Here is a 26,464-nt window from a genome sequence, read left to right on the forward strand (position 1 = left end):
GATTAGCCGAAGGCGTAACCCACCTCTTTTGTTTCCGCTGAGATAGACAGTGGTGGGTTACGCCTAGCGGATTGCGCTTCGCGCATCCGCGGGGCTAACCCACCCTGCGATTCCACCATCCGGGATCATCGCCCCTTCGTCGGGATCTTGTTATACGGCACGTCCTTGTCGACGCGAATATCGCCGGGCAGGCCCAGCACGCGCTCGGCGATGATGTTGCGCAAAATCTCATCGGTGCCGCCGGCAATGCGCATCGAGGGCGAGGACAGCAGCATCTGCTGGAATTGGCCCTGCACCGTCTCCTCGTCCGTGCCGGTGAGAGCACCGGCCGCGCCCTGGAGATCCATGGCGTAGGTCGCGATGTCCTGGAGCATCATGCCGGAAACAAGCTTGCCGATCGAGTTCTCCGGCCCCGGCCGTTCGCCCTTCGACAGCGACGAGATCGCGCGGTAGCTGGTGTATTTCAGCCCGCTCGACTTCACCGCCCAGCTCGCAAGTTTTGAGCGCACGGCGGGATCGTCGATGGCGAGCCCGTCCTCCAGCATCAGGTTCGAGCAGAACTCGAACAGTTCAGGCACGCCGGTCGCAAGCCGCGAACCGATCGACATGCGCTCGTTCATCAGCGTGGTCAGCGAGACGCCCCAGCCTTCTCCGACGGCGCCGAGGCGCTGGCTGTCGGGGATCACCACGTCGGTGAAATAGACCTCGTTGAACTCCTGCATGCCGTTGGCCTGCTTGATCGGGCGGACCTCGACGCCCGGGCTCTTCATGTCCAGGAAGAACATGGTGAGGCCCTTGTGCTTCTGCACATTGGGATCGGTGCGCGCGATCAAAAGACCGAAGTCCGAGTAGTGCGCGCCCGAGGTCCAGATCTTCTGGCCGTTGACGACCCAATTGTCGCCCTTCTTCTCGGCGCGCGTGCGCAGGCCCGCGACGTCGGAGCCTGCCGACGGCTCGGAGAACAGCTGACACCAGATCTCCTCGCCCGAAGCCAGCTTCGGCAGATGGCGGCGCTTGGCATCCTCACTGCCCCAGGCCATCACGGTCGGGCCACACATGCCTTCGCCGATCTGGAACGGCTGCGTCAGCTTGCCGTAGACGCCTTCTTCCTGCTGCCAGATCACCCGCTCGATCGGGGTGGCGCCACGGCCGCCATATTCCTTCGGCCAGTGCAGGCAGGCCCAACCACCCTCGGCCTTCTTCTTCTGCCAGGCCTTGCCGACATCGACGATGTCGTGCTTGGCGAGCCGGATGCGGCCGAGCGAGGATTTTGACAACTCGGCGTGCAGCTCTTTCGGCGCATTGGCGTCGACCCATTTGCGCGCGGTCGCGCGGAATGCGGCTTCCTGCGGCGTATCGTCGAAATTCATGGCGAACCTCTAACCTCTTCCCTTCGTCGGGATCTTGTTGAACGGCACGTCCTTGTCGACACGGATATCGCCAGGCAGGCCCAGCACCCGCTCGGCGATGATGTTGCGCATGATCTCGTCGGTGCCGCCTTCAACGCGGGTGCCCGGCGCGCGCAGCAGCATCGCCTGGAAGCGGCCGGCCACTTCGGCATCCTCCGGACCGCTGACCACGCCGGCCGCGCCCTGCAAGTCGAGCGCATAGGTCGCGACGTCCTGGATCATCGATCCCGCCACCAGCTTACCGATCGAATTCTCCGGCCCCGGCCGCTCGCCCTTCGACAGCGCCGAGATCGCGCGCATGCTGGTGTAGCGCAAGCCACTCGCCTTTACGGCCCAGTTCGCAAGCTTCGAGCGCACCGCGCGGTCCTCGATCGCAGGACCATCCTCCAGCATCAGGCTGGAGCAATAGTCGAACAGCTCCGGGAAGCCGGTCGAGACGCCCGCGCCGATCGACATGCGCTCGTTCATCAGCGTGGTCAGCGAGACGTTCCAGCCGTCATTGACCTCGCCGAGGCGCTGATGGTCAGGAATACGCACGTTGGTGAAATAGACTTCGTTGAAGTCCGAGGCACCGCTCGCCTGCTTGATCGGTCGCACCTCGACGCCCGGGCTCTTCATGTCCAGGAAGAACATGGTGAGGCCCTTGTGCTTGGCCACATTGGGATCGGTGCGGGTGAGCAGGATGCCGTAATCGGAATAATGCGCGCCGGACGTCCAGATCTTCTGGCCGTTGATCACCCACTCGTCGCCGTCTTTCTCGGCGCGCGTGCGCAGGCCCGCGACATCCGAGCCGCCGGCGGGCTCGGAGAACAACTGGCACCAGACTTTTTCACCGGAAGCGAGCGGCGGCAGGTAGCTGCGCTTATGCTCCTCGCGCGCGAACGCCATCATGGTCGGCCCGCACATGCCGTGGCCGATGATGAACATGCCGGAGAGCTTACCGAACGGCCCCTCCTCCTGCTGCCAGATCACGCGCTCGATCGGCGAGGAACCGCGCCCGCCATAGTCCTTCGGCCAGTGCAGGCAGGCCCAGCCGGCATCGGCCTTTTTCTTCTGCCAGGCCTTTGCGACTTCCAGGATATTGGCGTTCTTGAGCTGCGTGCGGCCGAGCGAAGACTTGCGCAGCTCTTCCTCATATTGCTTCGGCGCGTTCGCCGCGATCCAGGCGCGGGCCGTAGTGCGGAATTCGGCCTCTTGCGGGGTGTCGTCGAAGTTCATGACGCTGTCCTTCGCTTACGCCGCGTTCTTCTTGCGCATACGGTCGATCAACTGGTCTTCCCAATAGGACAGGCTGCCGAGCCCGAGCGCCATCGCGTTGGCGCGGCGGTAGTACATGTGGCAGTCGAACTCCCAGGTGAAGCCCATGCCGCCGTGAACCTGGATGTTGTTCTTGGCGCAATGCTGGAACGCCTGTGTCGCGCTGATGCGCGCGGCGGCTGCCGCTTCGGGCAACTCGCCCGCGTTGGTCGAGAGCGCCCAGGCGCCGTAATAGCTGTTGGAGCGCGCCAGCGTCGCCGACACATACATGTCGGCGAGCATGTGCTTGACCGCCTGGAACGAGCCGATCTGGCGGCCGAAGGCGATGCGGTCGAGCGCGTAGTCTCGGCCCATTTCCAGCGCGCGGTCGGAGCCGCCCACCTGTTCGAAGGCGCACAGCACCGCGGCGCGGTCGAGAACCTGGGTCAGGATGCTCCAGCCTTCGCCGGCAGTGCCGAGCGGTTCGGCCTTGCAGTCTTTGAAAGCGATCTCGGCTTGCCCGCGGGTCGGATCGAGATTGGTGAGGCTTTTGATCTCGACACCACCAGCTTTGAGATCGACCAGGAACAGCGAGATGTCGCTGTCGCGCCCGGCCGATCCCGTGCGCGCGGCAACCACCGCGAAGTCGGAGATCGCGCCATCGGCGACCGGCTTCTTCACTCCGTTGAGCACACCATTGGCGGCAGTAAGCTTGACGTTCTTCGGCGACGGATTGCCCTTGCCCTCGAACAGCGCCAGCGTGCCGATCGCCTCGCCCGAGGCAATCGCCGGCAGCCACTTCTTCTTCTGCGCAGCGCTGCCTGCGATCAGCAGCGCTTCGGCCGCGAGATAGACAGTCGACGAGAACGGCACCGGCGCGTTTGCCCGGCCCATCTCCTCTGCAATCACGCAGAGCTCAAGATGACCCGCGCCTGCACCGCCAAAGTCCTCAGGGATCGCGACGCCGAGAAAGCCCATCTCGGCGAGACCCTTCCAAAGCTCCTTGTCATACGGCGCCTTGCCGTCGAGCACGACACGCACCGCCTTCGGCGAACATTTTTCGGTGAGGAATTTGCGCGCCTGATCGCGGAGCTGCTTCTGGTCGTCAGAGAAATCGAAGTTCATGGCGGCGTACCCGTGTTGATGATGTCGATTACTTGAAAATGATGACGTCTTGATCCGGCGCGTCCGCATAGAGCCGCGCCACCAGCGCGGCACGGCGTTCCAGGCCGGCGCGCTGGTTGATGTAGCCCTTGTCGGTGAGCTCGTTGCCGTCGATCGAAGGTGGCTCGGCCATCAGCATCGCGCGCGCGATGATGCGGCTGCTGGCGCCTTCGCATTCCCTGTTATGAGCTTCCAGCCCGCGCTTGAAGCAGGCGATCACCTCAGGATGCTTCACGGCGTCCTCAAAACTCAAATCGGGATTGCCGACGAGCTGCCGACAGGCGTGCAGGTTCGGCCAGGCAAGCAGACCGATGAAGGGAAGATCCTGTCCCGCGACCAGCGCATCATGCACAGCCGGGGTCGCGGCAGCGATCGCATCAGTGCGAAGCGACCCGACATGAACGAAGGTCCCGGTGGTGAGCTTGAAGTCCTCAACCACGCGGCCGAAAAAGATGATGCCCTTCACCGGATCAGAATCATCGACGAAAATGCCGGCGTCGCCGATGCAGTAAAAGCCTTCCTCGTCGAACATCTTCTTCGTCAGATCCGGCTGGCCAAAATAGCCGGGCGTGACGTTGACGCCGCGCAGGCGCAGCTCGTATTTCGAGCCGCATGGCACCATCTTCAGTTCGACACCGGGGAACGGCAGGCCGATCAGGCCGACGCGCTCGGTGTCCCAATAGGTTCCGGTCGAGGTTGGCGCGGTCTCGGTCGAGCCCCAGCCGGTGTAAAACACGATGCGCTCGCCAGTGGTCTTCACGGCGAGGGCCTGCATGCGGTCGTAGAGATCGTCCGGCAGCCGCGCACCGCCATAGGCCATGATTGAGAGATTCTTGAAGAAGGAGCGGCAGAGCGCGTCGTCCTTCTCCATCGCCGCCGCAAGCGCGGCGTAGCCTGCCGGCACGTTGGCGTAATAGGTCGGCGAGATCTCGCGGAGATTCTTGATCGTCTCCTCGAGCTGGCCAGGCATCGGACGGCCGTCGTCGATATAGAGCGTTCCGCCATCGACCAGCACAGGATGGAACGCGGCATTGCCGCCCATGGTGTGATTCCAGGGCATCCAGTCGAGCACAGTCGCCAGCGGTCCACCCGCCGTGCGCGGCCGCACCTGCATCATCATCGCCGCATTGGCGCACATCATCTCTTGCGTGTTGATGACCGCCTTTGGCATGCCGGTCGAGCCGGAGGTGAAGAGCAGCTTGCCGACGGTGTCGGGCGTGATCTTCGCGATCGACGCGTCGACATCCTTCGTGACAGGCGTCGCCGCGAGCTCGGCAAAGCTGACGCTCTTGACGCCCTCGCAGGGCCGCACGACGTGAACGACAGTGACGCCGGTGAGATCGAGTGCGTTGAGCGCCTTCGCGAAGGTCGGGCCATCCTGCACCATCACCACGGCTGGCTTGATCAGGTCGAACAGGTACTTCAGCTTGACGTGATCGTGACTCATCAAGGAGTAGGCCGGCGACACCGGTGCTGCCGGCGAGCGTGCCTGCATCGCAGCCTGCGTCATCAGCGCATGCTCGATCGAATTGCCGGAGAGGATCGCGACCGGCCGGCCATTGAGTTTGAGATTCAGCAGCGCTTGCGTCAGTGCATCGGCGGTGCGCTTGGCGTCGCCGTAGGAGACCTTGCGCCATTCACGGTTCGGGCCACCGCGCTGCGCGAGCCAGATGCGCTCGGGCGCTTCCTTCGCCCATTTTGTCAGCGAGGCCGGAAGGTGCGTCTCGTAAGCCTGCAAGGGAATGCGCGACTTCAGCACCACCGTGCCGTCGCCGCGGCGCTCGACATCGATGTCGCGCGCCAGCCACTCAACCTTGCGAAAGGCGGGCTTTGACATCACCGCCGCCGCGCTTCCACTCATTTTGCGTCTCCCGGAATTATTGTCCTTTGCGGATCTTCGTCGTTCAGCGCTGGATATAGACAGGCTTTCGCTTCTCAAGGAAGGCCCTGATGCCTTCTGAGAATTCCTCGGAGCGGCTGCACAGGACCTGGTTGCGGTCCTCCATCGCGATGACAGCCTCCAGCGATCCGGCATCCACGCTCATGTTGAGACACTCCTTCGACAGTCGCAGGCCTACGGGCGATGCCGTGATCATGGCGTCGATGTACGGCTCGGCGGCGTCATCGAGCTTGTCTTCGTCCACGACCTCCGAGACCAGCCCGACTGCGAGCGCACGCTCGGCGCCGATAAAGCGTCCTGTCAGGATCAGCTCCGACGCAACGGAGACACCGACGAGGCGCGGCAGGAAGTAGCTGGTGCCGATGTCGCAGCCGCCAAGACCGAGCTTGATGAAAGCGCAATTCATCCGCGCGGACTTCGTCGCGATGCGGATGTCGGACGCAAGCGCCAACGCAAAGCCGCCGCCGGCCGCCGCGCCCTGCACCAGCGCCAGGATCGGCTGCGGACAGCGCCGCATCAGCATCACGATGTCCGCGATGCGCCGCTGCGAGTCGAGCGACTCGGTGACGCCGGGTGGCTCCTGCTGGCCAGCACGCCGCGCCATCGCAGCCTTGAGATCGAGGCCCGCGCAGAAATTCTTGCCCGCCCCCTTCAGCACCACCACGCGCGTGTCGCGGTTGCGCTGGAGGCCTTGGAAATAGATGTTGAGCGCATCGATCAGCGCCGGATCGAGCGCGTTGAGGTGTTCGGGACGATTGAGCGTCACCCGGTCGACGCCGTCGTTGTGCTCGATCAGCAGCGGTTGGGACATGGGATCCTCGTACATCCGCGCGTGAGATGGCTGTTGTTGCGCCCTCTCCCCCTGTGGGAGAGGGCATGTACGTCGCTGACCAGGTACTCACTTGGGTGAGGGGTCTGTCTCTGCGGATGCAAACCCCTCATCCGGCGCTTCGCGCCACCTTCTCCCACAAGGGGAGAAGGGAAGAAGAGTCTACCTTGGCGCCATACGAATCGCGCCGTCGAGGCGGATGGTCTCGCCATTCAGCATCGCGTTCTCGACGATGTGCACGGCGAGCGAGCCGTATTCATTGGCGTCGCCGAGGCGTGCGGGATGCGGCACCTGGGCACCCAGGCTCTTGCGAGCCTCTTCGTTCAGGCCCATCAGCAGCGGCGTCAGAAACAGGCCGGGCGCGATGGTGTTGACGCGGATTTTCTGGCTGGCGAGGTCGCGCGCTGCCGGCAACGTCAGGCCGACAACGCCGCCCTTCGACGCCGCATAGGCGATCTGGCCGATCTGGCCTTCGTAAGCGGCAACCGATGCCGTGTTGATGATGACGCCGCGTTCTTCACCGACCGGCTCGATCGTGACGAGACGTTCCGCGAACAGCCGCAGGCAATTGAAAGTGCCGATCAGATTGACGTTGATGATGCGCGCGAACTTTGCCAGCGGATAGACACCGTCCTTGCCGACGATCCGCTGCGAGCCGCCGATGCCGGCGCAGTTCATCAATACGCGCGCGACGCCGTGCGCGGCTTCGGCCTTGGCAATCGCGGCCTTGATGCCATCCTCGTCGGTGACATCGGCATGAAGGGCCACGCCCTTCACTTCGGCTGCTACCTTCTCGGCGTTTTCCTTGCTCTGGTCGATCACGCCGATCTTGGCGCCCTTGACGGCCATGGCGCGGGCGGTCGCGGCACCGAGGCCCGAGCCACCGCCGGTGATGAGAACGGCAACGTCTTTCAACTGCATCGTAACTACCTTTCCTTGGGCGTTTCTTCTCTAGACTTCTAAGTTCCGGCCGGATTATCCGGCCGCGACAGCTTCCTCGATCTTCGTGAGGATGCCGCCGCAGATCAGCGTTTCCATGTGCTTGATATATTGCCGGCAAACTTCGTCGGTGACCGGGCCGACGCCGGTCGCTCGAGACATCGCGTGCCGGCCGAAGAACAGATGATCGCAAGCGCCGATCAGACTGGTGTAGAACAGCACCGGATCGGTTTGGCGAAACTCGTCGCGGCTGACGCCTTCGGCCAGCAGGCGGCGATGGAAGTCGAGCAGCGGCGCCACGAAGAATTTCGAGACTTCGTCCGCGGAGCCCGCAACGCTCTCGTGCAGGAGATAGTGGATCAACCGGTTCATGTAGGGAAACCGGTGATAGGCGCGGATGATGCCGGCGATATGCAGCTTCAGCTTCGCGGTCGGCGTGATCGGCTGGGCCAGCAGATATTCGAGATTGGACAGCTCCGTCCCCGCGTCGCGCTCGAGCAGCGCCAGGAGCAAGCCGTCCTTGTTGCCGAAATGATATTTGACCAGGGCGGCGTTGGCGCCGGATTTTTGCGCGATGTCGCTCAGCGAAATCTCGATCGAGGAGCGTTCGATCATCAGCTCGCTCGCGGCCACGAGCAATTTCTCTGCCGTGGAATTCTTTCCGCTGGGGAGCCTGTTCGGTACGCTGGTAGTCACGGAGATCCCTGATGTGCCCTAGGCAGCGCGCAGATAAGCCGAAGCAGCGCCTCCCCACAAGAGTTAATTGATCGATTGACTAAACGATCTCTCGCCCCTTAAATCCGCGCCGACAAACAATTCGATACAGAACAATCCAGGGAGAGACCGAGATGGCCGAGGCTTACATCGTCGCCGCTGCGCGTACCGCCGGCGGGCGCAAGGGGGGCCGCCTCGCCGGCTGGCATCCGGCCGATCTCGCCGCAAAGGTGCTGGACGAGCTGGTCGACCGCACCAAGCTTGATCCTGCTTTGGTCGAAGACGTGATCATGGGCTGCGTGATGCAGGTCGGTGAGCAATCCAACAACGTCGCACGCAACGCCATCATGGCATCAAAACTGCCGGAGAGCGTACCGGGCACATCGATCGACCGCCAGTGCGGCTCGTCGCAGCAGGCGCTGCACTTTGCCGCGCAAGCCGTGATGTCCGGCACGATGGACGTGGTGATCGCCGCCGGCGTGGAATCGATGACACGCGTGCCGATGGGCCTGTCGTCGCAGCTTCCGGCCAAGAACGGCTTTGGCAACTACAAGAGCCCGGGCATCGAGCATCGTTATCCGAACATCGTGTTCAGCCAGTTCACCGGCGCGGAGATGATGGCCGAGAAGTACGGCCTCTCCAAGAACGAGCTCGACGAATATTCCTACAACAGCCATCAACGCGCGATCGCGGCAACGCAAGCCGGTCACTTCAAGAAGGAGATCGTGCCGCTCGAGATCACCCGCGCCGACGGCAGCAAGGACACCCACCACATCGATGAAGGCATCCGCTTCGACGCCACGCTCGATGGCATCAAGGGTGTCAAGCTGATCGCTGAGAACGGCAAGCTGACCGCAGCCAGCGCCAGCCAAATCTGCGACGGCGCATCCGGCGTCATGGTGGTGAACGAGCGCGGCCTGAAGCAACTCGGCGTGAAGCCGCTCGCGCGCATCCACCACATGACCATGATGGGCGGCGATCCCGTGATCATGCTCGACGCGCCGCTGCACGCCACCAAGCGTGCGCTGGAGAAGGCCGGCATGAAGATCGACGACATCGATTTGTTCGAGGTCAACGAGGCCTTCGCGTCAGTGCCGACTGGATGGCTGAAGACCACCGGCGCCGACCCGGAACGTCTCAACGTCAATGGCGGCGCCATCGCACTCGGCCATCCGCTCGGCGGCTCCGGCACCAAGCTGATGACGACGCTGGTCCACGCCCTGCACCAGCGCGGCAAGCGCTATGGTCTCCAGACCATGTGCGAAGGCGGCGGCATGGCGAATGTAACGATCGTCGAACGACTGTAAGAAGAAAAGCGGAGACCGAATGGCGAGTGGTGAGTGGTGATAGGGAGCGGCATCCGCCCCTTTCGCCATTCACCGCTCGCCTCTTTTTTTGAGGAAACGCCATGACCCATCCATCCGTCTACGCGAAGACCACGCCCGACAAGATCGCCTACCAGATGGCCGGAACCGGCAAGGCGATCACCTATCGCGAGCTCGACGAACTCTCGAACCAGGGCGCACACCTGTTCCGCTCGCTCGGGCTGAAGGCCGGTGACCACATCGCGCTGCTGATGGAGAACCGCCTCGCTTTCATGGAGATCTGCTGGGCCGCGCAACGCAGCGGGCTCTATTACACTGCGATCAGCCGCTACCTGAAGCAGGACGAGATCGACTACATCATCGGCGATTGCGGCGCCAAGATCGTGATCACCACGCCGAAATGCGCCGACCAGATCAAAGGCCTGATCAAGGGCACGGCCGACGAGCCGATCTTCTACATGGTTGACGAGCCGCTCCCCGGCTTCCGCTCCTATGACAAGGAAGCGGCCGCGCAGCCGGTGACGCCGGTCGCCGACGAGGTCGCCGGCTACGACATGCTGTATTCGTCGGGCACGACCGGCCGACCCAAGGGCATCAAGAAGGCTTTCGAGGGCAACAAGATCGACGTGCCGAACGCGTTCCTGCGGGTGCTCTGCGCCGACATGTGCGGCATGAACGCCGACAGCACTTATCTATCGCCGGCGCCGCTCTATCACGCGGCTCCCCTGCGCTTCAACATGATGGCGATCGTGCTCGGCGGCACTTCCATCATCATGGAGCATTTCGACGCCGAAGAATTCTTGAAGCTGGTCGAGAAATACAAGGTCACGCAGTCGCAGCTGGTGCCGACCATGTTCGTGCGCATGCTGAAGCTGCCCGACGATATTCGCACCAAGTACAACGTCTCGACACTCAAGGGCGCGATCCACGCCGCGGCGCCGTGCCCGGTCGACGTCAAGGCAAAGATGATCGAATGGTGGGGACCGATCCTGATCGAGTACTACGCGGGCTCGGAAGGCAACGGCGTCACCGTCTGCAATTCGCAGCAATGGCTGGAGCATCGCGGCAGCGTCGGCCGCGCCGTGGTCGGCAAGATCAAGATTCTGGACGAGAACGACGAGGAGCAGCCGCTAGGTGAGATCGGCACGGTGTACTTCGCCGACGCGCCGGCGTTCACCTATCACAACGATCCCGAGAAGACGAAGAAGGCCTACAACGCGAAAGGCTGGTCGACGCTCGGCGACGTCGGCTATCTCGACAAGGACGGCTTCCTGTTTCTCACCGACCGCAAGTCCTACATGATCATCTCGGGCGGCGTGAACATCTATCCGCAGGAGACCGAGGACGTGCTGATCACCCACCCCGAGGTCGCAGATGTCGCTGTATTCGGCGTACCGAACGAGGAGATGGGCGAGGAGGTGAAGGCGGTGGTGCAGCCGCACGATCCGAAGCGCGCCGGCAAGGAACTCGAGGCCGACCTGATCGCGTTCTGCAAGACGCGCCTCTCCGGGATCAAATGCCCGCGCTCGGTCGATTTCGAAGCCGAGCTGCCGCGCACGCCGACCGGCAAGCTGGTGAAGCGCCATCTGCGCGACAAATATTGGCCGAAGACGGCGGCGAAGATATAGCGCTCAAGCCTCAATCAAACAGGCTCGGCGTGTGGTTCACCAGCGCGCCTTCGATCTCGAGCATCTTCAGCTTCGTCACCACGCCGCCATTGGCCGAGAAGCCGCCCGGCTTGTTGCCGGCCGCGAGCACGCGGTGGCAGGGCACGACGATCGGGCACGGATTGTGTCCGAGCGCCTGGCCGACATCGCGCGACAGCTGGACGCCGCCGAGGCGCTTCGCAATATCCCCATAGGTCAGGGTCTTGCCGGGCGGGATGGTACGGGCGATCGCGTAGACGCCGCGGTTGAAGTCGGGGACACCATCGAGATCGAGCGGGATGTCGATGAGGTCGTCCGGCTCACCCGCGAGCAGCTTGACGATGCGATCGATCGCCTGCTGCACTTCGGCCGTGGGTTCGGCCTCGCTGGCCTCAGCATGGCGCTGGGTGATGCGGGTGCGGATCTTCTGCTCGCCGCCCATCGGCAATTGCGTGCCGTTGATGCCGCGCGGGCCCCAGGCCACGGCGCACAGGCCGATCTTGGTGTCGAACAGAACGAAATGCTGGTCGGTCATGACTTGGTTCCCGGCTTTGCGTCCTCGTCGCATGCCCCCATTGTGATCTCTGGCCAAATGTAGGCTTGGAAATAGTTGCGATCCACCCGGTTTCCGGGAATCTTGCACAGGAGTTCCGCCTCCCCTTTTCGCGAGCCCAGAATGCAAAGCCTCCACGTCAACGGTTACGACATGCCCTATCTCGACGTGGGCGAGGACGAAGGCGGCCCGGCGCTGGTCTGCGTGCACGGCTCGCTTTCCGACTTCCGCGTCTGGGGCTGCGTGCTGGGCCCACTGACGCAGCGGCACCGGGTCATCAGCGTCAGCCTGCGCCACTTCTTCCCCGACCGCTGGGACGGCGTCGGCGACACCTATTCGATCGCCCAGCATGTCGACGACGTGATCGCCTTCATCGAGCAGCTCGACCTCGGCCCGGTCGATCTGATGGGCCATTCGCGCGGCGGGCATATCTGTTTCCGCGTGGCGCAAGCGCGGCCGGATCTGCTGCGGCGGCTGATCCTGGCCGAGCCCGGCGGCGAACTCGATGCCAGCCTCGATCCCGACTATGCCGGCGGGCCCTCGCCGCTGCTGGCGCGCTTCACGGCCTCCGCAGAGAAGATATCGGCCGGTGACGTCGACGGCGGCCTCGCCGTCTTCGTCGACACGCTGGAGGGCCCCGGCACCTGGCCGCGGCTCCCGGCGATGGTGAAGCAGAACCTGCGCGACAACGCCTTCACGCTGATCGGCCAGGTCCGCGACAATCGCCCGCCGTTCTCGAAGGCCGATGCGGAGTCGATTCTGATGCCGACGCTGTTCATCCTGGGCGCGCGGACCAAGGGCCTGCTGCCGAAGGTGCTGCATGCGCTGGCTGCGCACGTGCCCTATTCCAAGACGGCGATCATCCCGAACGCGACGCATCCGATGTTCGAGCAGGCGCCGCAAAAATACTCCGAAGTCGTCCTCGATTTTCTGGCGAGCTGAACATGCAGACATTTCGCGTCAACGGATACGACATGGCCTATCTCGAAGTCGGCGAGGGCCCGCCGCTGGTCTGCGTGCACGGCACGTTAGGGGATTTCCGCACCTGGTACTCAGTGCTCGGCCCGCTGTCGAAATCCCATCGCGTGATCTCGGTCAGCCTGCGGCACTTCTTTCCCGAGCATTGGGATGCCGTCGGCGACGATTACAAGATGGCCCAGCACGTCGCGGACACGATCGCGTTTATCGAGCAGGTCAGGCCCGGACCTATCGACTTGATGGGCCACTCGCGCGGCGGCCACATCGCGTTTCGGGTCGCGCAAGCGCGGCCTGATCTGTTGCGAAAGCTGGTGCTGGCTGAGCCCGGCGGCGATCTCGATGCCAGTCTGCCGGTGCCGGAAGGCACGCCCGCGCATCCACCGCTGGCCGCGCGCACGGCGCGTTCGGTCGAGATGATCCGCGCCGGCGACATCGAGGGCGCGCTGCAGAATTTCTACGAAGGCATCGAGGGCGACGGCTCGTGGCGGCGGGTGCCGGCGGCGGCCAAGCAGCAACTGCGCGACAACGCCATCACCTTCCTCGGCCAGATCAACGAGCAGCGCCGGTCCTACACGCTCGCGGATGCGCAGGCGATCAGGACACCGACGCTGCTGATCGGCGGCGGCGCCACCACCGGCAGCCTGTCGGTGATGTGGCGCGTGCTGGCCGAGCACATTGCAGGCAGCAGCACGGCGGTGATCCCGAATGCCGGGCACTGGATGTTCGAGCAGGCGCCGAAGGAGTTTGGCGCGGCGGTGAACGCGTTTTTGGCGGAGTAGCGCGCCGCCGACAAACGCTTTTTAGCGAAAACAACCCCATGCACAGTAGCCGGGCCCAGCAAGATCAATAGCTTAGCCGTCCCTCAAAGAGCGACGCGCGCGGTATCCAGGTAGCGCTTGACGCTCTCGACCTTCCTCCGTAGTTTCGAATACGGAATTCCGTATTCCCTTTTCGGAGCTGCCGGCGTGATCCCTCTCGACCCGCTCCCGAACCTGATCGATCAGGTCTATGCCCGGATCCTGGAGGCGATCGCCGACCGCACGCTTCAGCCTGGCCAGCGCATTCGCCAGAACGAACTCGCCGACAAGCTCGGCGTCTCGCGCCAGCCGGTGTCGCACGCGTTGCACCTGTTGCACCGGCAGGGACTCGTCGCCGAGAGCGGCCGGCGCGGCTTTGAAGTCACCCAGCTTGATCCTTCCCGCATCCGCCAGCTCTACGAAGTGCGCGGCGCGATCGATGCGCTGGCGGCGCGGCTCGCAGCGATGCGTGCCGCAAGCGACGCAGCAGGACGCGCGCGGCTCGACGCGGCGCTCGCCGCCGGACGCGGCATCGACCGCAACACGACGCTTGCCGAGCTGATCACGCTCGATGTCGATTTTCACCGCGCGATCTATCAGCTCGCCGGCAATCCCGTGATCGAGGAGACGATCACGCCGCAATGGCCGCATATGCGCCGCTCGATGGCGACGGTGCTCTCAGAGCTCGACTATCGCGGCAGCGCCTGGGCCGAGCATGCGGCGATCGCTGGACACATTCTCGCGGGCGATGCGAAGGCGGCCGAGCGCGCCGCGCTCGCGCATGCGCAGACGGCGGGACGGATGACTGAGGAGAGATTGAGGGCGACGGACGAGGTGGCGGCGTAGCGACGCATACGCGGTCATTCCGGGGCGGTCCGTAGGACCGAGCCCGGAATCCATCAGGCGGCAGAGACTGCAGATAAATGGATTCCGGGCTCACGCTTCGCGTGCCCCGGAATGACAAAAAATAAACAAACGAAGGAGGACGACCCATGAAATTGTCTCAGGAGCAATTGGAGTTCTTCCACCGCGAGGGCTGGCTGTTCCTGCCAGAACTGTTCAGCCAGGAGGAGGTCGATTTCCTCGCGCGCGAGGCGGTCGGCATCTATGACGCCAACCGGCCCGAGGTCTGGCGCGAGAAGAGCGGCGCGCCGCGCACGGCCTTTGCCGCGCATCTCTATAATGAGGCTTTCGGCATTCTGGGCGCGCATCCGCGCATGATCGATCCGGTCGAGCAGCTGTTCGGCGAGCCGGTCTACATGCACCAGTTCAAGATCAACGCAAAATCGGCCTTCACCGGCGACGTCTGGCAGTGGCACCAGGATTACGGCACCTGGAAGCGCGACGACGGCATGCCGGAGCCGCGCGCGATGAACATCGCGATCTTCCTCGACGAGGTGATGCCGATCAACGGCCCCTTGATGCTGGTGCCGCAGAGCCAGAATGCCGGCGATCTCCAGGCCTCGCATGACCTTGCCACCACGTCCTATCCGCTGTGGACCCTGGATGAGGAGACCGTGACGCGGCTGGTCAAGCAGGGCGGCATCGTCGCACCGACCGGCAAGGGCGGCGGCATGCTGATGTTCCACGGCAATCTCGTGCACGGCTCGGCCGGCAACATCACGCCTTATCCGCGCAAGATCGTGTACCTGACGCTGAACGCGGTCTCGAACTACATCCGCACACCGACGCGGCCGGAGTATATCGCGCATCGCGACTTCGCGCCGATCAGGACGGTCGACGACGACGCGTTGGTGCGGCTCGCACGAGCGCCGCGGCAAGCGGCGGAGTAACCTGTCATTCCGGGGCGACGCGACGGGACCGCGCGAAGCTCGGCCCGGAAGCGTCGAGCCCGGAATCCATTTGCCCGCAATCTCTGCGGCCCGATGGATTCCGGGTTCGCGCTTCGCGCGCCCCGGAATGACGAACTTTGATTGTTTCGATTACTGGACATTCCCCCCATGAACCTCTTCCGACTCCTCCAGGCCCGCGCCGCCACCGGCAAGCCTGTCCGTGTCGCGCTGATCGGCGCCGGCAAATTCGGCTCGATGTTTCTGGCGCAGGTGCCGCACACGCCGGGGCTGGAGGTGCCGATCATCATCGACATCGACCGCGAGCGCGCGCGCGAGGCTTGCCGCACGGTCGGCTGGACCGCCGAGCGGATCGCGGCGACCACATTCACCGATGACGGCGCGCGCGCTATTGCCGGCGGTGCGATGGATGTGGTGGTGGAGGCGACCGGCAATCCGGCCGTCGGCATCAGGCATGCGCGCGCCGCGATCGCGGCGGGCAAGCATATCGTCATGGTCAATGTCGAGGCCGACGTGCTGGCGGGTCCGCTGCTCGCCGAGGAAGCGCGCAAGGCAGGCGTGGTCTACTCGCTTGCCTATGGCGACCAGCCGGCGCTGACGGCAGAGATGGTCGACTGGGCCCGCGCCACCGGCTTTCGCGTCGTCGCCGCCGGCAAGGGCACGAAATATCTGCCGGCCTATCACGACGTGACGCCGGACGGCGTCTGGCAACATTACGGACTCACCGCGGGCGAGGCGCAGTCGGCCGGGATGAATCCGCAGATGTTCAACTCCTTCCTCGACGGCACCAAGTCCGCGATCGAGATGGCGGCGATTGCGAACGCCTGCGGCCTCGACGTGCCCTCGGAAGGACTGCTGTTCCCGCCCTGCGGCGTTGACGACCTCCCGCACATCATGCGCCCGCGCTCGCGCGGTGGCGTGCTGGAGCGGTCCGGCGTGGTGGAGGTGGTGTCGTCACTCGAGCGCGACGGACGACCGGTGTTTCGCGACCTACGCTGGGGCGTCTATGTCGTGCTGGAGGCGCCGAACGACTACGCGGCGGACTGCTTCAGGCAATATGGCCTGAAGACTGACGGCAGCGGACGTTTCGCGGCGATGTACAAGCCGTACCACCTGATCGGGCTCGAGCTGAACATCTCGATCCTCTCGGCCGCGCTGCGCGGCGAGCCGACCGGCCAGCCCGACGGCTTCCGCGGCGACGTCGCAGCCGTGGCCAAGCGCAATCTGCGCGCCGGCGAGATGCTGGACGGCGAAGGCGGCTACACCGTGTGGGGCAAGTTGGTGCCGGCGGCCGCGAGCCTCAAAGCAAGCGCCCTGCCGATCGGGCTGGCGCATCGCCTCAAGCTGAAGCACGACGTCGCGCATGGTGAGATCGTGCGTTGGAGTGACGTGGAGTTTGACGCCAACAACGAGACCATCAAGACGAGGAAGGCGATGGAGGCGGCTTTCGCGCGCTAAGGGTTGACCAAGATAGCCGCGATCGAATCGTGTCGCCCGGCCGACCAGCGGCCTGGGAACGTTTGGCTCATAAGACGATTATTCGGCAGATAGCTGAGGGAATGGCCGGCAAAGAGCCGTTGGCCGGTACATCGTCCGGAGGCTACCAGTATCAAGGACACCTAACGACTTCAGACCTCAGCAGTCGCGGTCTGCTTGCTTCTTACCACTGGGAATGTGCGGATGCCGACTGTACTGGTTGTCGAGGACGAACCGTTTGTTCGTGAGTTCATCAGCGGAGAACTGGTAGCAGAAGGCTATAGTGTGATTGAAGCTCGTGATGCCGACACGGCGATTGCCGTCCTGGAAACGCGAGAAGATATCCATCTGGTCTTCACAGACATCGATATGCCTGGCTCGATGGACGGACTCAAACTCGCCGCCTACGTGCGCGACAGATGGCCTCCCGTCCATATCATCGTGACCACAGGCAAATCCCGACCGCTGACAATCCCCGCAAATGCCCTGTTCATTTCAAAGCCCTATCGCAGCGAAACGGTGGTTGCGGCAATCAGGACTTTTCAGAGTATGTAGCAAGTCGAAAAGAACTGATTACGGTGCGTCTGTTCACAAGTGACCAGATCTTTTAAATCACTGAAATTATTTTGAAACTTAGCCTGTCAACCGAGCGCGGCCTTGATCAGATGGCAAACGGGAACCCAAAAGACGTGAAATCGTTTTATAGGTGGGCTCTTTGATCCCTACAGCTCGTTCATAACTGCTCCGCATTCGCGGAGGAGCCAAAACGCATGCTTGTATCGTCATCATCACCATAAGAGCAGGCCTCCCGTGAATCCGCCCGTCGATCTTACAAACTGCGACCGCGAGCCCATTCATACGCCTGGTAGCATTCAGCCCCACGGCGCCATGATTATTTGTGATCCCAATACGGGCATCATTTCTCATGCGTCGGCGAATGCTGCCGCCTTTCTAGGTTTGGACGAGAGTGGCATCATCGGAAAAACCTTGGGCGACGCGATCGGCGAAACGGCCGCGCATGATCTGCGGAATGCGGCAGCAAAGGCGGGTGGCTCTCAAACAGCCGGCGCGCTGCGGGCTCATAAGTTGCCGAATATTGAAACGCCGTTTGATATTGCGATCCATACGCACAATCAAATGCTGTTCGTCGAACTTGAAGTTTCGGCCCCTCTTGCGCCAAACGCGGACGATCCCCTGGATATGACGCAATCGGCGGTTCGCCGCATCGGACTGGAAAACAGTATCGATAGGATCGCTGCCACGGCCGCCAAGCTCGTGAGGGCTATGCTTGGTTACGACCGGGTCATGGTATACCGGTTCCTGCACAACGGGGCCGGGCAAGTCATCGCCGAAGCGAAGAGCGCCGGCTTGCACAGTTTCATGGGTCAATTTTTCCCTGCCTCAGACATCCCGGTTCAGGCACGTCGGCTCTATCTCCTGAATTGGATCAGGATGATTGCCGACGCCGGCTATACACCTGTGCCAATCCTTCCGCTTTCCCAAGCGGAAGTTTCGCCCATAGACATGTCGCATGCGCACTTGAGGAGCGTTTCTCCGATACACTGCGAGTACCTGAGCAACATCGGCGTAGCCGGCTCCCTGTCCATTTCGATTGTCGTTGATGAACAATTATGGGGCCTGATCGCCTGCCATCACGACCAGCCTCGGATTATACCGCTACCGCAACGCTTGGGCGCCGAACTGTTTGGCCAATACTTTTCGCTTCAAGTCGCCGGCGCCGAGCGTCGCGCGGAATTCATCGCTGCGAGCGCGGCCCGAGAGAAGCTGGATTCCATTATCGCATTGCTCGCGCCCGATGAGCCTGTCAATGAAATCATGGCAAGCCGGCTTGCCGACTTTGCATCGCTTATTCCCTGCAATGGCGCCGGACTGTGGATTGATGGCAAATGGAGCCACACCGGCGTCGTTCCGCCGGCAGCCAATATTCCCGAGCTTACGGACTTGATCGACAAAGACGGCGACGACGCGATTTGGCAAACGCACGAACTGCGGGCGCTGCTCGGATCGACGGAATATGGAAAGGCTGTGGCCGGTGCCCTTGCGGTACCGTTGTCTTCGCACGGCCGGGATTATCTTCTCTATTTCCGGAGTGAAGAATCCTACAACATCGAATGGGCAGGCGAGCCGAAAAAGCAGATCGTTAGCAGCCCACTCGGAGATCGGCTCACGCCTCGTGGAAGTTTTGAAACGTGGCGCGAAGAAGTGCGTGGACAGTCGAAGCCATGGACCGACGCTGATCGCACGGTCGCAGAATCGGTCCGCAATTATCTTCGCGACGTCGTTCTCCGCCACGCCGAGGCGACGGCCGAGGAACGCGCTCGCGCCGATCGGCGCCGGCGCATGCTCAACGACGAGCTGAACCATCGGGTCAAAAACATCATTGCGCTGGTGAAATCGATTGCACTACAGACCGGCGCAAACGCGAAAACAGTTGAGGACTATTCGCGCTCTCTTGAAGGCCGATTGCGCGCTCTCGCTTTCGCTCACGATCAGTCATTGAGCGGCCGCGGGGGCGATTTGCTTGCGTTGATGGAAGCCGAAGCCAGCCTTCATCGTTACGGCAACGATGAAGATCATGTCGCGGTCAACGGCCCTCCGCTCGGATTGAACGACAGAGCCTTCGGCGTCGTCGCCTTGCTGATGCACGAGATGATGACAAACGCCGCGAAGTACGGAGCTCTTTCAAAGCCGGAAGGACATTTGTCCATCAAATGGATTTTAACCGATGCCGGCGAATGCGAGATCTATTGGGTCGAAACTGGCGGTCCTGTTGTCGCCGCCCCATCCACGACGGGGTTTGGCAGCAAGCTCATTCGCACGTCAGTGGAGTATGACCTTGGCGGCGAGGTAAGCATCGACTACCGCTCCACCGGCCTTGTGGGACACTTCAAAATTCCGGCACGGCATGTCATGCCGCCATTCATGACCCGGTCAGTCCCGCAATCTACCCCGACCTCGGTGGACAATAGCCAATTGAAGGGGCAAACAATCCTCCTCGTCGAGGACCAAGCATTAATCGCAATGGATATCGAAGAAGCGCTTCTCAAGCTCGGAGCGACTAAAGTGCACTCGGTGCCGAACGTATCGGCCGCACTCGCGATCCTGGCTGAAGGTGTGCCAGACCTCGCGGTGCTGGACTTGAATCTGGACGGAGAAACGTCGTCGCCACTTGCGGATGATTTGAAGCAGCGGGGCGTGCCGTTCTTATTTGCGACGGGCTATGGTGACTCCGTAACGATACCTTCCCGATTTGCAGACGTCCCTGTCGTTCGCAAGCCGGTTACGCTCGCTGACCTGGCGGCAAAGGTTTGCATAGCCTTGGCCGCCAGAGCATTTGGCGAGGGCTAAGCTTCCATCGTGTTCGAAAAGGCAGACCGAGCAACATGAAATGCTCGGTTGGCTGCGTGTGAAGCATCATCGACGTTGAACTGCGCTGAATCCTCAAGGACGGCGAGAAACATTTGCCAATTTGCTGGGGTGCTCGTCTGTAGCCCAAGGTGTCGGGCGCCAAAGCTTTCGGACAACCCGAGCTGCCTGGCCCGATTCGACAGAAGCTTCGCGCCCAACATCGAGCCTTCCAACACATAGAGCGTGCCAAACACGCTATCTGGATCGGGAGAGAGGGTGAAATCATCCATCATGGAGTGCGGCTGCAGGCTGAAATCGGCCAAGTCGGCGCTTAACGCCGCGCCGATCATCACGGGCCGCCAGTTCCCGAAAACAGGTGGCCACGTCAGGCTCGACAGCCAGGCTTCGAGCGGAATCCGGAACGAGTGCATTCCGCGAAGGTATCGATGATAGTCACCGATGGTGTCAAATGCACCAATCAACCCTTCCAAGGCCGCATGGGATTGCGAGGTCTTCTCGCGTAGCTTGAACCGTCTATCCATGTTTCATCTGTCTTGGGCTGATCATCAGATTCTAACTTTTCTGGTGATCCGCGGTTCCCGAGGCGGAGGGATGGCGAGAGAAGACATGCCGACACGTATCATGCCGTGACGCAGGATGGCGTCTGGCGGCATTGCGATCTCACTGCGGGCGAGGCGCAGTCGGCCGGCATGCACCCGCTGATGTTCAGCTTCTTCCTCGACGGCACCAAGTCGGCGATCGAGATGGCCGCGATTGCGAACGCCTGCGGCCTCGACGATTTGCCGGCACCGCAAGATCGAGCTCAGCTTCCTAAATTTTTCAACCAGGAGGCAATCGTCTGATTAAGGTAGTCCGGCACTTCATGCTGGATGAAGTGTCCAACTCCAGGCACGATTTTGACCGTGAGATTGTCGGGATTTTCAATCCATGACTTTTCCAAATCAATAGTGCTTAGCAAAGCGTGGCTCTCCTCGATTCCGTGCACATGCAAGACCGGGCATTTGATCACGGCACCGTAGAGTTTCTTCATCGTTGGATCGAAAAGATTCAGCGCAAGCTGAGAAAACGCATAGTTGGCTTTGTAATAACTCATCATGGACAAGATGGAAGATTTCGCGAAAGCCTGGATGTATCGACTCTTAACCTGCGGATCTACAACCCAGTATGCCAGATCTTGCGCAGTCAAATTGTCGCCTTTGCCTTGAGCGAAGAACCGTGTGGCGTAGGCGCTGGCCCTGGCCTGCGCGATAGGATGGTTCCAAGGGAGCAATTCCCTCGTGATGGCGCCAGGATGAGGAACGCTGAGGACTACAAGTCTTTCGATCAGATCCGGATTTTGCCCGGTGAATAGCCACGACAAAGCGGCGCCCCAGTCGTGCCCAATCAGGATGGCCTTGCGACCGTTTCCCTCTGCATTGATCACGGCACGAACGTCATCAAGGAGAACCGGAAACTTATAGTTCTCGACACCTTCTGGCCGATCGCTCAAATCGTACCCGCGCAGATCAAGAGCGACCACCTGATAATTTGCTGAAAATGCCTGGATCTGATTTCGCCAAGAATACCAAAAGTCGGGAAATCCGTGCACGAACACCATAAGCGGTTTTTGATTGGACCCCATTGTGACGTAGTGGATCTTCGTTCCCGCATTTTCCGCATACTTGTGCAGAAGGTTCGGATCCTTATCGATATCAACGGCAGGCTCACTCAAGGCGACAGGGATTTTATTGTGCCAGATGGCATCGCTTGAAGTCTCTCCGGAAACAACGCGAGTGAACATCGCAGTGGACATGGCAGCTCCTAAAAGCATCATCGCGCAGGTTCTAGAGGCCATCTCAGTGATCCCGTTCGCTAGAGCAGTTGCCGAAATCGAAGTTGCTCGAACTCATTTGAGTATTTCCTGCGCAGCAATCTGGGAGGGTGGCATACGCCTGTGTGCAACTTCTGGATTACGACTTGATAAGGGTGATACGGCGGGACACATTTACTATGGTGATCGCCATAGTATGGCGATCACCATAGATGTGTCAAGCTAGGCGTGGTACGCTTACGGGATGCCCCGTAAGACTGACGCCCGCGATCGCGCGATTGCCACTGCCGAGCGACTGTTTCGCATCCAAGGCTACACTGCGACGGGATTGAACCAGATCATTGAAGAAAGCGGCTCGCCTAAAGGATCGTTCTATTTTCATTTTCCGCGCGGCAAGGCACAGCTCGCAGAAGAAGCTATCGATCATTACGTTACGAGTAGAATTGCTGTGTTGCGGGGTATCTCGGCGAATACGACGGGTGATGCCCTGAGTTTTGTTCATCAGCTTTTTGGCACGTTCGCGGCGGAAATGGTCGCCTCTGATTTCCAGTATGGATGTCTCATGCAAAATCTGGCGAATGAGCTTCCTGCACTCGACGCTGATCTGACCAAACGGGTAGCGCGCGGATTTGTTGATTCAACCGAGATAGTTGCAGAGCATTTTAGGGGGTGCGGTTTCACTTCCGCGCGCGCATCTTCTACCGCAGCCGCATTGGTAGCTGCCCTCGAAGGCGCACGTACGATCGCGCGCCTGGAACGCACAGCGGCTATATTCGACGCGCTGGCGGATGTTAGTGTCCAGGGGTGGGCGGCCCCCGAGGGGAGACCCGGTATCGAGGTTAGCTCTCGGCGGCGCGGACGGTAGCTACAACCCCGGACTTCCTTGCCGCTGCAATTGCCCGGCCGTCGTCACGCTGTCTCCCGATAGCGTCGATGTCAGCTTCGGGGCAAACGGAGAAGGACTCTCATTGAGCAAAACGAGTCCGCTCTTGCCACGAATGCTGACGTGCAAGCGGGCATGGATCGAGAGGAATCCATGTCGCGGCAGACCACGCCGAGCTAGCGAGCTTGCTTGACGTTGGGCAGCAGGTCTATCAAGCCCAGATCCACGAGCGTGCGATGGAAACGACGCTTCCGTTCGGAAGCTGACGCGAAGTAGGCTTCTCCGCAATCATCAAGCAAGCTCGCGCGCGTGGCAAATATCGGGTCAAGCGCAATGCCCGCCCGTTGCAAAGCAACGGTTCCGAGAAAGGCGATATCGAGGTCGGCGCCCCTTCCGGGGCTGAGGTGGGGGATGTTCAAAGCTTCTATCGCATAGAATGTACCAAACGGGCGCCGCCCATCTCCCGGTCGTTTCAGGTGTCGATCGATCTGTTTGGTCAACACGGGTTGATGGTCCCCGTAGTGCACTATGAGAACAGGCCGCCCGGGGAAGCTGCTTGCCAGCTTGGCCCTGAGCGTTTGCCAGGTAGACGCGGTCTCTGCCAGTCGGGTGTAATACTCGATGTATCCAGCATCGGGGAAGCTGGCCTTGGCAAAGGCGCGCTCCCTCTCAAATTGACCTGATGGCACCAGCTGCCGATGATGCGGACCGTGATTGAAATTGGTCAACGCATAAAGAAATCTCGGTGTCGGGTCGCTAGCAACCCTCCTGGTATGTGCATCGATGACCGCATCCAGAAATATCGCATCAGAATTTGTTGCCTCGAATTGCCGGACATCGAATGGTGGCGGGAGGTCGTCGACGAAGATGCGCTCGTCGATGCCGATCGAACTGTAGAATTTATCGTAACTGAGAAACCCGCGGCGACAGCTGGATATGAGTGTTGTCTTGTAGCCGAGCGACGCCAACGAACGTGGCAAGCTGCTATGAAATCGGCCGGCGCCCTTCTTGAAGAGGTAGTAGGCGCTTGAACCGAAGCTAGCACTTGAAAGACCGGTTAGCAGGCTAAATTCCGATTGCCACGAACCTCCGCCAAAGATGTCGACGTTCAGCCGCCCAAATTCCCCATCTGGCGGGGACAGGAAAGCTTCGACGACTGGCTCGACCGGCAGCCCGAAAATGCGCGGGTCGAAGACGGACTCGTGCTGGATGACGATAATGTCTGGAGAGTCGGCGGAACGCGAAGGCGTGGCCTCCCTCAATGGCAGCGGTTCGTTTGCGATATCGCTCAGAGCCAACCCGCCGAACTGTCGCCAGCAAGCGGGGTCACCCAGCGAGGCCATGAAGGTCGCGTAGAAGCACCGCCCTTGCGTCAGATTCAGCCGCAAAAACGTGGCACCCTTTGACGCGGAAGCCTTTGCAAAGCCAATGAGCGCCAGAAGGAACAAAAGAATTCGAAACGCGATGGAAATCGGAGATCCAGCCGCGTAGAGCAGAACCGCGCTCGAAGAAAAGGCGAATAACGCACTTCCTGCCAGAACACCCAGCATCATGCGTGGGTATTGCAGCACAAAAAATGGGACTGTGCCCGCAAACGCCAGAGGCAAATCGGAAACGGTCAGCTTGAGCGCGCTGTGATTGAATTTGACGATTGATATGCCGGCGATTGCTACTGCCAGCATAGCGGACAGCAGGATCGCTCTCTCGGCATCGGCAAGCAACACCAGCAGCAGAGCAGCATTGAAGAGAAGAGCCGCGACCGCAAACGGCAGATGTTCAACGCTCCGTTCCGTCAGCGCAACGGCGGCGATGGCCGCCACAAGAATTAAAACCGAAATCATGGGATCAACATGCCCCGAGCATTTGAATTTTTCAATTTGGGTCGCGGGCTCTTCGAGCATCGTGCGCCGTCAGCGGCGCCAACCGATTCTGCACCGCAACAAGACACGCTCCCACCTACATCATCTTGGCGATGCTGTGCGCGTCATTGCGGGTTCCGTGGAGGCGAGCGACCTAAATTCCACGCTTCAAGGCAGCAGCCGCTCTTCCCTCGCCTGCCTGAACCACTTCCGGAACATGTCCTCGGTGTCCATCATCTCGGTGAAGCCGGCGCGGTTGATCTTCACGGTCGAGACGATCGAGGGCGGGCCGGATTCGCTCTGGCCGTGGCGCATGCTGTAATCTGCGTATTGGAACGAGAGGCCGACGAATTCGGCGAGGTCCGGCGACACGAGGCCGTGCTTGCGGCGCAGTGCATCCCAAGGGCCGACCCAGTTTGGAAACTCCTTGGCGAGCGATAACGGGACCGGCTTGCCGGGCTTCATGTCCAGCGCGTCCGCCACCGCGGGCCAGATGTTCTCCCAGGTGAAGACGTCGCCGTTGGTCACATTGAAGACCTCGTTCTGCGCCGCCTTCGCCTCGCCGGACCAGGCGATCGCGCGCGCGAGGAGATCGACGTCGACGGCTTGCGACACCCGCGCGGCGCCGCCGGGAAAATCAAGCGGCCTGCCCTGCTCGCGCAGCATCGCGGCATAGACGCCGAGCGGCGGGATCAGATCCATGGCGCCGCCCATGGCGAGGCCCACGATCAGCACCGGCCGCAGGATGCTCCAATGCCACGCTTTACCGGCCTGGAGCTCGCGCAGGAAGTTTTCCTGCGCCCAATAAAAATTCGGCTGCTCGTACATTTCGGAACGGCCTTCGCGTGCCGGGACCGTCAGGGGGCGAACGTGAACGCCATAGGCTTTGGTGCCCTGCAACAGGGCGACATGCCGGAGATCCGGCGCGACGGGCTTGAGCGCGCCCATCAGATTGCGCAGCATCAGGTCGTTGGTCCTGATCTGCTGCGGGTCGCGCCAGCCATCGACGAGCTGCGGCGCCTCGTAGAGCGCGGCGTAGATGAGGTGGGTCGCTCCTTGCAACTCGGCCGCAGCGCCGCGGCAATCGGCTTGACTGGTCAGGTCGATCGAGACGTGACGTGCACCGTAGAGATCGCGCGGCCTGCGCCGCGACAACGCGACGACGTCGCAGGGGGCGGATGCGCCGAAGTGTCGCAAGGCGGCGTTGCCAACGAGACCCGTTGCGCCGGCGACCACGACCTTCTTGCCGGCCATGCTCGTTTCTCCCTTTGATTATAGTCCAATTGCGTAGCAGATCGCTGCTACTCGCGACTTGCGTCTGGCCAGCGTTCGCAGATGCGAGGGCGGCATCAGGCTTGATTCCCGTAAAGCGGCCCGTCATCCTCGCCTTGGGAACCGCAATGATCGGAATTCCAACAACAAGAGCCCCTGAGGGGCCGCTTCGGAAGCGCTCACAAGTCTCAAACAAACAGAGTCGGTCTCGACGAAGAAAGAACGACAGCAAGATCGTTCCCTGGTCGAAGCATCGGCATCACGGAGGGTACGCATGAAACGTCGTGAATTCCTGAAGGTGACCGGCGCCAGCCTGGCTGCGAGCACAGCGGTCGCCGCGCCCGCGATCGCGCAGTCCTCGCCCGAGGTCAAATGGCGCTACGCCACGAGCTGGCCCAAGGCGCTCGATACGCTCTACGGCGGCTGCGAATATTTTTGCAAGAAAGTCGCCGACATCACCGACAATAAATTCC

Annotated in this window: 23 protein-coding genes and 1 pseudogene (1 of these 24 running past the window's edge); 12 read left to right on the forward strand and 12 right to left on the reverse strand. The window is 61.6% G+C overall.

Going from position 1 to position 26,464, the window contains the following annotated elements; translation table 11 throughout:
* Window positions 1-125: 125 nt before the first annotated feature.
* From ACPPVR_RS38565 to ACPPVR_RS38595, 7 genes are all read right to left on the reverse strand, one after another.
* The gene (locus tag ACPPVR_RS38565; protein ID WP_426611706.1) at window positions 126-1,370 is read right to left on the reverse strand and encodes an acyl-CoA dehydrogenase; all 1,245 of its coding nucleotides are present in this window, start codon (window positions 1,368-1,370) and stop codon (window positions 126-128) included.
* A gap of 9 nt (window positions 1,371-1,379) precedes the next feature.
* Window positions 1,380-2,627: an acyl-CoA dehydrogenase gene (locus ACPPVR_RS38570; RefSeq protein WP_426611707.1), complete on the reverse strand. Its 1,248-nt coding sequence runs from the start codon at window positions 2,625-2,627 to the stop codon at window positions 1,380-1,382.
* 15 nt (window positions 2,628-2,642) lie between these two features.
* Window positions 2,643-3,770 (reverse strand): acyl-CoA dehydrogenase family protein, encoded by a 1,128-nt coding sequence (locus tag ACPPVR_RS38575; protein ID WP_426611708.1) that lies wholly within the window; start codon window positions 3,768-3,770, stop codon window positions 2,643-2,645.
* A gap of 28 nt (window positions 3,771-3,798) precedes the next feature.
* A complete protein-coding gene (locus tag ACPPVR_RS38580) occupies window positions 3,799-5,670 on the reverse strand; it encodes an AMP-binding protein (protein ID WP_426611709.1) in 1,872 nt (623 codons plus the stop codon).
* Between the two features lie 43 nt (window positions 5,671-5,713).
* Window positions 5,714-6,520: an enoyl-CoA hydratase/isomerase family protein gene (locus tag ACPPVR_RS38585; protein WP_426611710.1), complete on the reverse strand. Its 807-nt coding sequence runs from the start codon at window positions 6,518-6,520 to the stop codon at window positions 5,714-5,716.
* Window positions 6,521-6,700: 180 nt separating this feature from the next.
* On the reverse strand, window positions 6,701-7,459 hold the full coding sequence (locus ACPPVR_RS38590; protein WP_426611711.1) for an SDR family NAD(P)-dependent oxidoreductase: 759 nt from the start codon (window positions 7,457-7,459) through the stop codon (window positions 6,701-6,703).
* Between the two features lie 54 nt (window positions 7,460-7,513).
* Window positions 7,514-8,116, reverse strand: coding sequence for a TetR family transcriptional regulator (locus tag ACPPVR_RS38595; RefSeq protein WP_426611712.1), 603 nt, complete (start codon window positions 8,114-8,116; stop codon window positions 7,514-7,516).
* Window positions 8,117-8,325: 209 nt separating this feature from the next.
* Between ACPPVR_RS38595 and ACPPVR_RS38600 the strand changes: the two genes are divergently transcribed.
* Together ACPPVR_RS38600 and ACPPVR_RS38605 are read left to right on the forward strand one after the other, a co-directional pair.
* Window positions 8,326-9,498 (forward strand): acetyl-CoA C-acetyltransferase, encoded by a 1,173-nt coding sequence (locus ACPPVR_RS38600; protein ID WP_426611713.1) that lies wholly within the window; start codon window positions 8,326-8,328, stop codon window positions 9,496-9,498.
* Between the two features lie 101 nt (window positions 9,499-9,599).
* Window positions 9,600-11,144, forward strand: coding sequence for an acyl-CoA synthetase (locus ACPPVR_RS38605; RefSeq protein ID WP_426611714.1), 1,545 nt, complete (start codon window positions 9,600-9,602; stop codon window positions 11,142-11,144).
* A gap of 10 nt (window positions 11,145-11,154) precedes the next feature.
* Here ACPPVR_RS38605 and ACPPVR_RS38610 read toward each other — a convergent pair whose 3' ends face one another.
* A complete protein-coding gene (locus tag ACPPVR_RS38610; RefSeq protein WP_426611715.1) occupies window positions 11,155-11,697 on the reverse strand; it encodes a methylated-DNA--[protein]-cysteine S-methyltransferase in 543 nt (180 codons plus the stop codon).
* Between the two features lie 141 nt (window positions 11,698-11,838).
* Here ACPPVR_RS38610 and ACPPVR_RS38615 point away from each other — a divergent pair, with 141 nt between their 5' ends.
* The 7 genes from ACPPVR_RS38615 (at window position 11,839) to ACPPVR_RS38645 (ending at window position 20,146) form a co-directional block, all read left to right on the forward strand.
* Window positions 11,839-12,657 (forward strand): alpha/beta fold hydrolase, encoded by an 819-nt coding sequence (locus tag ACPPVR_RS38615; protein WP_426611716.1) that lies wholly within the window; start codon window positions 11,839-11,841, stop codon window positions 12,655-12,657.
* Window positions 12,658-12,659: 2 nt separating this feature from the next.
* The gene (locus ACPPVR_RS38620) at window positions 12,660-13,472 is read left to right on the forward strand and encodes an alpha/beta fold hydrolase (protein ID WP_426611717.1); all 813 of its coding nucleotides are present in this window, start codon (window positions 12,660-12,662) and stop codon (window positions 13,470-13,472) included.
* 186 nt (window positions 13,473-13,658) lie between these two features.
* The gene (locus ACPPVR_RS38625) at window positions 13,659-14,336 is read left to right on the forward strand and encodes a GntR family transcriptional regulator (protein ID WP_426611718.1); all 678 of its coding nucleotides are present in this window, start codon (window positions 13,659-13,661) and stop codon (window positions 14,334-14,336) included.
* Between the two features lie 146 nt (window positions 14,337-14,482).
* The gene (locus ACPPVR_RS38630; protein ID WP_426611719.1) at window positions 14,483-15,283 is read left to right on the forward strand and encodes a phytanoyl-CoA dioxygenase family protein; all 801 of its coding nucleotides are present in this window, start codon (window positions 14,483-14,485) and stop codon (window positions 15,281-15,283) included.
* 168 nt (window positions 15,284-15,451) lie between these two features.
* Complete coding sequence (locus ACPPVR_RS38635) at window positions 15,452-16,759, forward strand: NAD(P)H-dependent oxidoreductase (RefSeq protein ID WP_426611720.1); 1,308 nt, start codon at window positions 15,452-15,454, stop codon at window positions 16,757-16,759.
* Window positions 16,760-16,981: 222 nt separating this feature from the next.
* Window positions 16,982-17,332 carry a response regulator gene (locus ACPPVR_RS38640; protein ID WP_426611721.1) on the forward strand — a complete coding sequence of 117 codons (351 nt, stop codon included), beginning with the start codon at window positions 16,982-16,984 and terminating at the stop codon, window positions 17,330-17,332.
* A gap of 255 nt (window positions 17,333-17,587) precedes the next feature.
* Window positions 17,588-20,146 (forward strand): HWE histidine kinase domain-containing protein, encoded by a 2,559-nt coding sequence (locus tag ACPPVR_RS38645; protein ID WP_426611722.1) that lies wholly within the window; start codon window positions 17,588-17,590, stop codon window positions 20,144-20,146.
* Here the strand turns inward: ACPPVR_RS38645 and ACPPVR_RS38650 are convergent.
* Entirely contained in the window at window positions 20,143-20,688 is a 546-nt protein-coding gene (locus tag ACPPVR_RS38650; protein ID WP_426611723.1) for a biliverdin-producing heme oxygenase, read from the reverse strand. The genes ACPPVR_RS38645 and ACPPVR_RS38650 overlap by 4 nt on opposite strands.
* Before the next feature lie 96 nt (window positions 20,689-20,784).
* On the opposite strand from ACPPVR_RS38650, the pseudogene ACPPVR_RS38655 reads away from it, so the two are divergent.
* A pseudogene (locus tag ACPPVR_RS38655) lies at window positions 20,785-20,943 on the forward strand (flagellar biosynthesis protein FlgA); the annotation flags it as partial.
* Between the two features lie 26 nt (window positions 20,944-20,969).
* Here ACPPVR_RS38655 and ACPPVR_RS38660 read toward each other — a convergent pair.
* Entirely contained in the window at window positions 20,970-21,959 is a 990-nt protein-coding gene (locus ACPPVR_RS38660) for an alpha/beta fold hydrolase (RefSeq protein ID WP_426611724.1), read from the reverse strand.
* Window positions 21,960-22,221: 262 nt separating this feature from the next.
* Between ACPPVR_RS38660 and ACPPVR_RS38665 the strand changes: the two genes are divergently transcribed.
* Window positions 22,222-22,842, forward strand: coding sequence for a TetR/AcrR family transcriptional regulator (locus tag ACPPVR_RS38665; protein ID WP_426611725.1), 621 nt, complete (start codon window positions 22,222-22,224; stop codon window positions 22,840-22,842).
* 194 nt (window positions 22,843-23,036) lie between these two features.
* Here ACPPVR_RS38665 and ACPPVR_RS38670 read toward each other — a convergent pair whose 3' ends face one another.
* Together ACPPVR_RS38670 and ACPPVR_RS38675 are read right to left on the reverse strand one after the other, a co-directional pair.
* Window positions 23,037-24,761, reverse strand: coding sequence for a sulfatase-like hydrolase/transferase (locus ACPPVR_RS38670; protein WP_426611726.1), 1,725 nt, complete (start codon window positions 24,759-24,761; stop codon window positions 23,037-23,039).
* Window positions 24,762-24,887: 126 nt separating this feature from the next.
* Entirely contained in the window at window positions 24,888-25,973 is a 1,086-nt protein-coding gene (locus tag ACPPVR_RS38675) for an SDR family oxidoreductase (protein ID WP_426611727.1), read from the reverse strand.
* 292 nt (window positions 25,974-26,265) lie between these two features.
* Here ACPPVR_RS38675 and ACPPVR_RS38680 point away from each other — a divergent pair, with 292 nt between their 5' ends.
* Window positions 26,266-26,464: the start of a TRAP transporter substrate-binding protein gene (locus ACPPVR_RS38680; protein WP_426611728.1), read on the forward strand. Its footprint extends 893 nt past the window's final position; the window shows 199 of its 1,092 coding nt (coding positions 1-199); it begins with the start codon at window positions 26,266-26,268; its stop codon lies off the right edge, out of view.

The sequence above is a fragment of the Bradyrhizobium sp. McL0616 genome (genome assembly GCF_049993385.1).
In the GTDB taxonomy this organism is placed as follows: Bacteria; Pseudomonadota; Alphaproteobacteria; order Rhizobiales; family Xanthobacteraceae; genus Bradyrhizobium.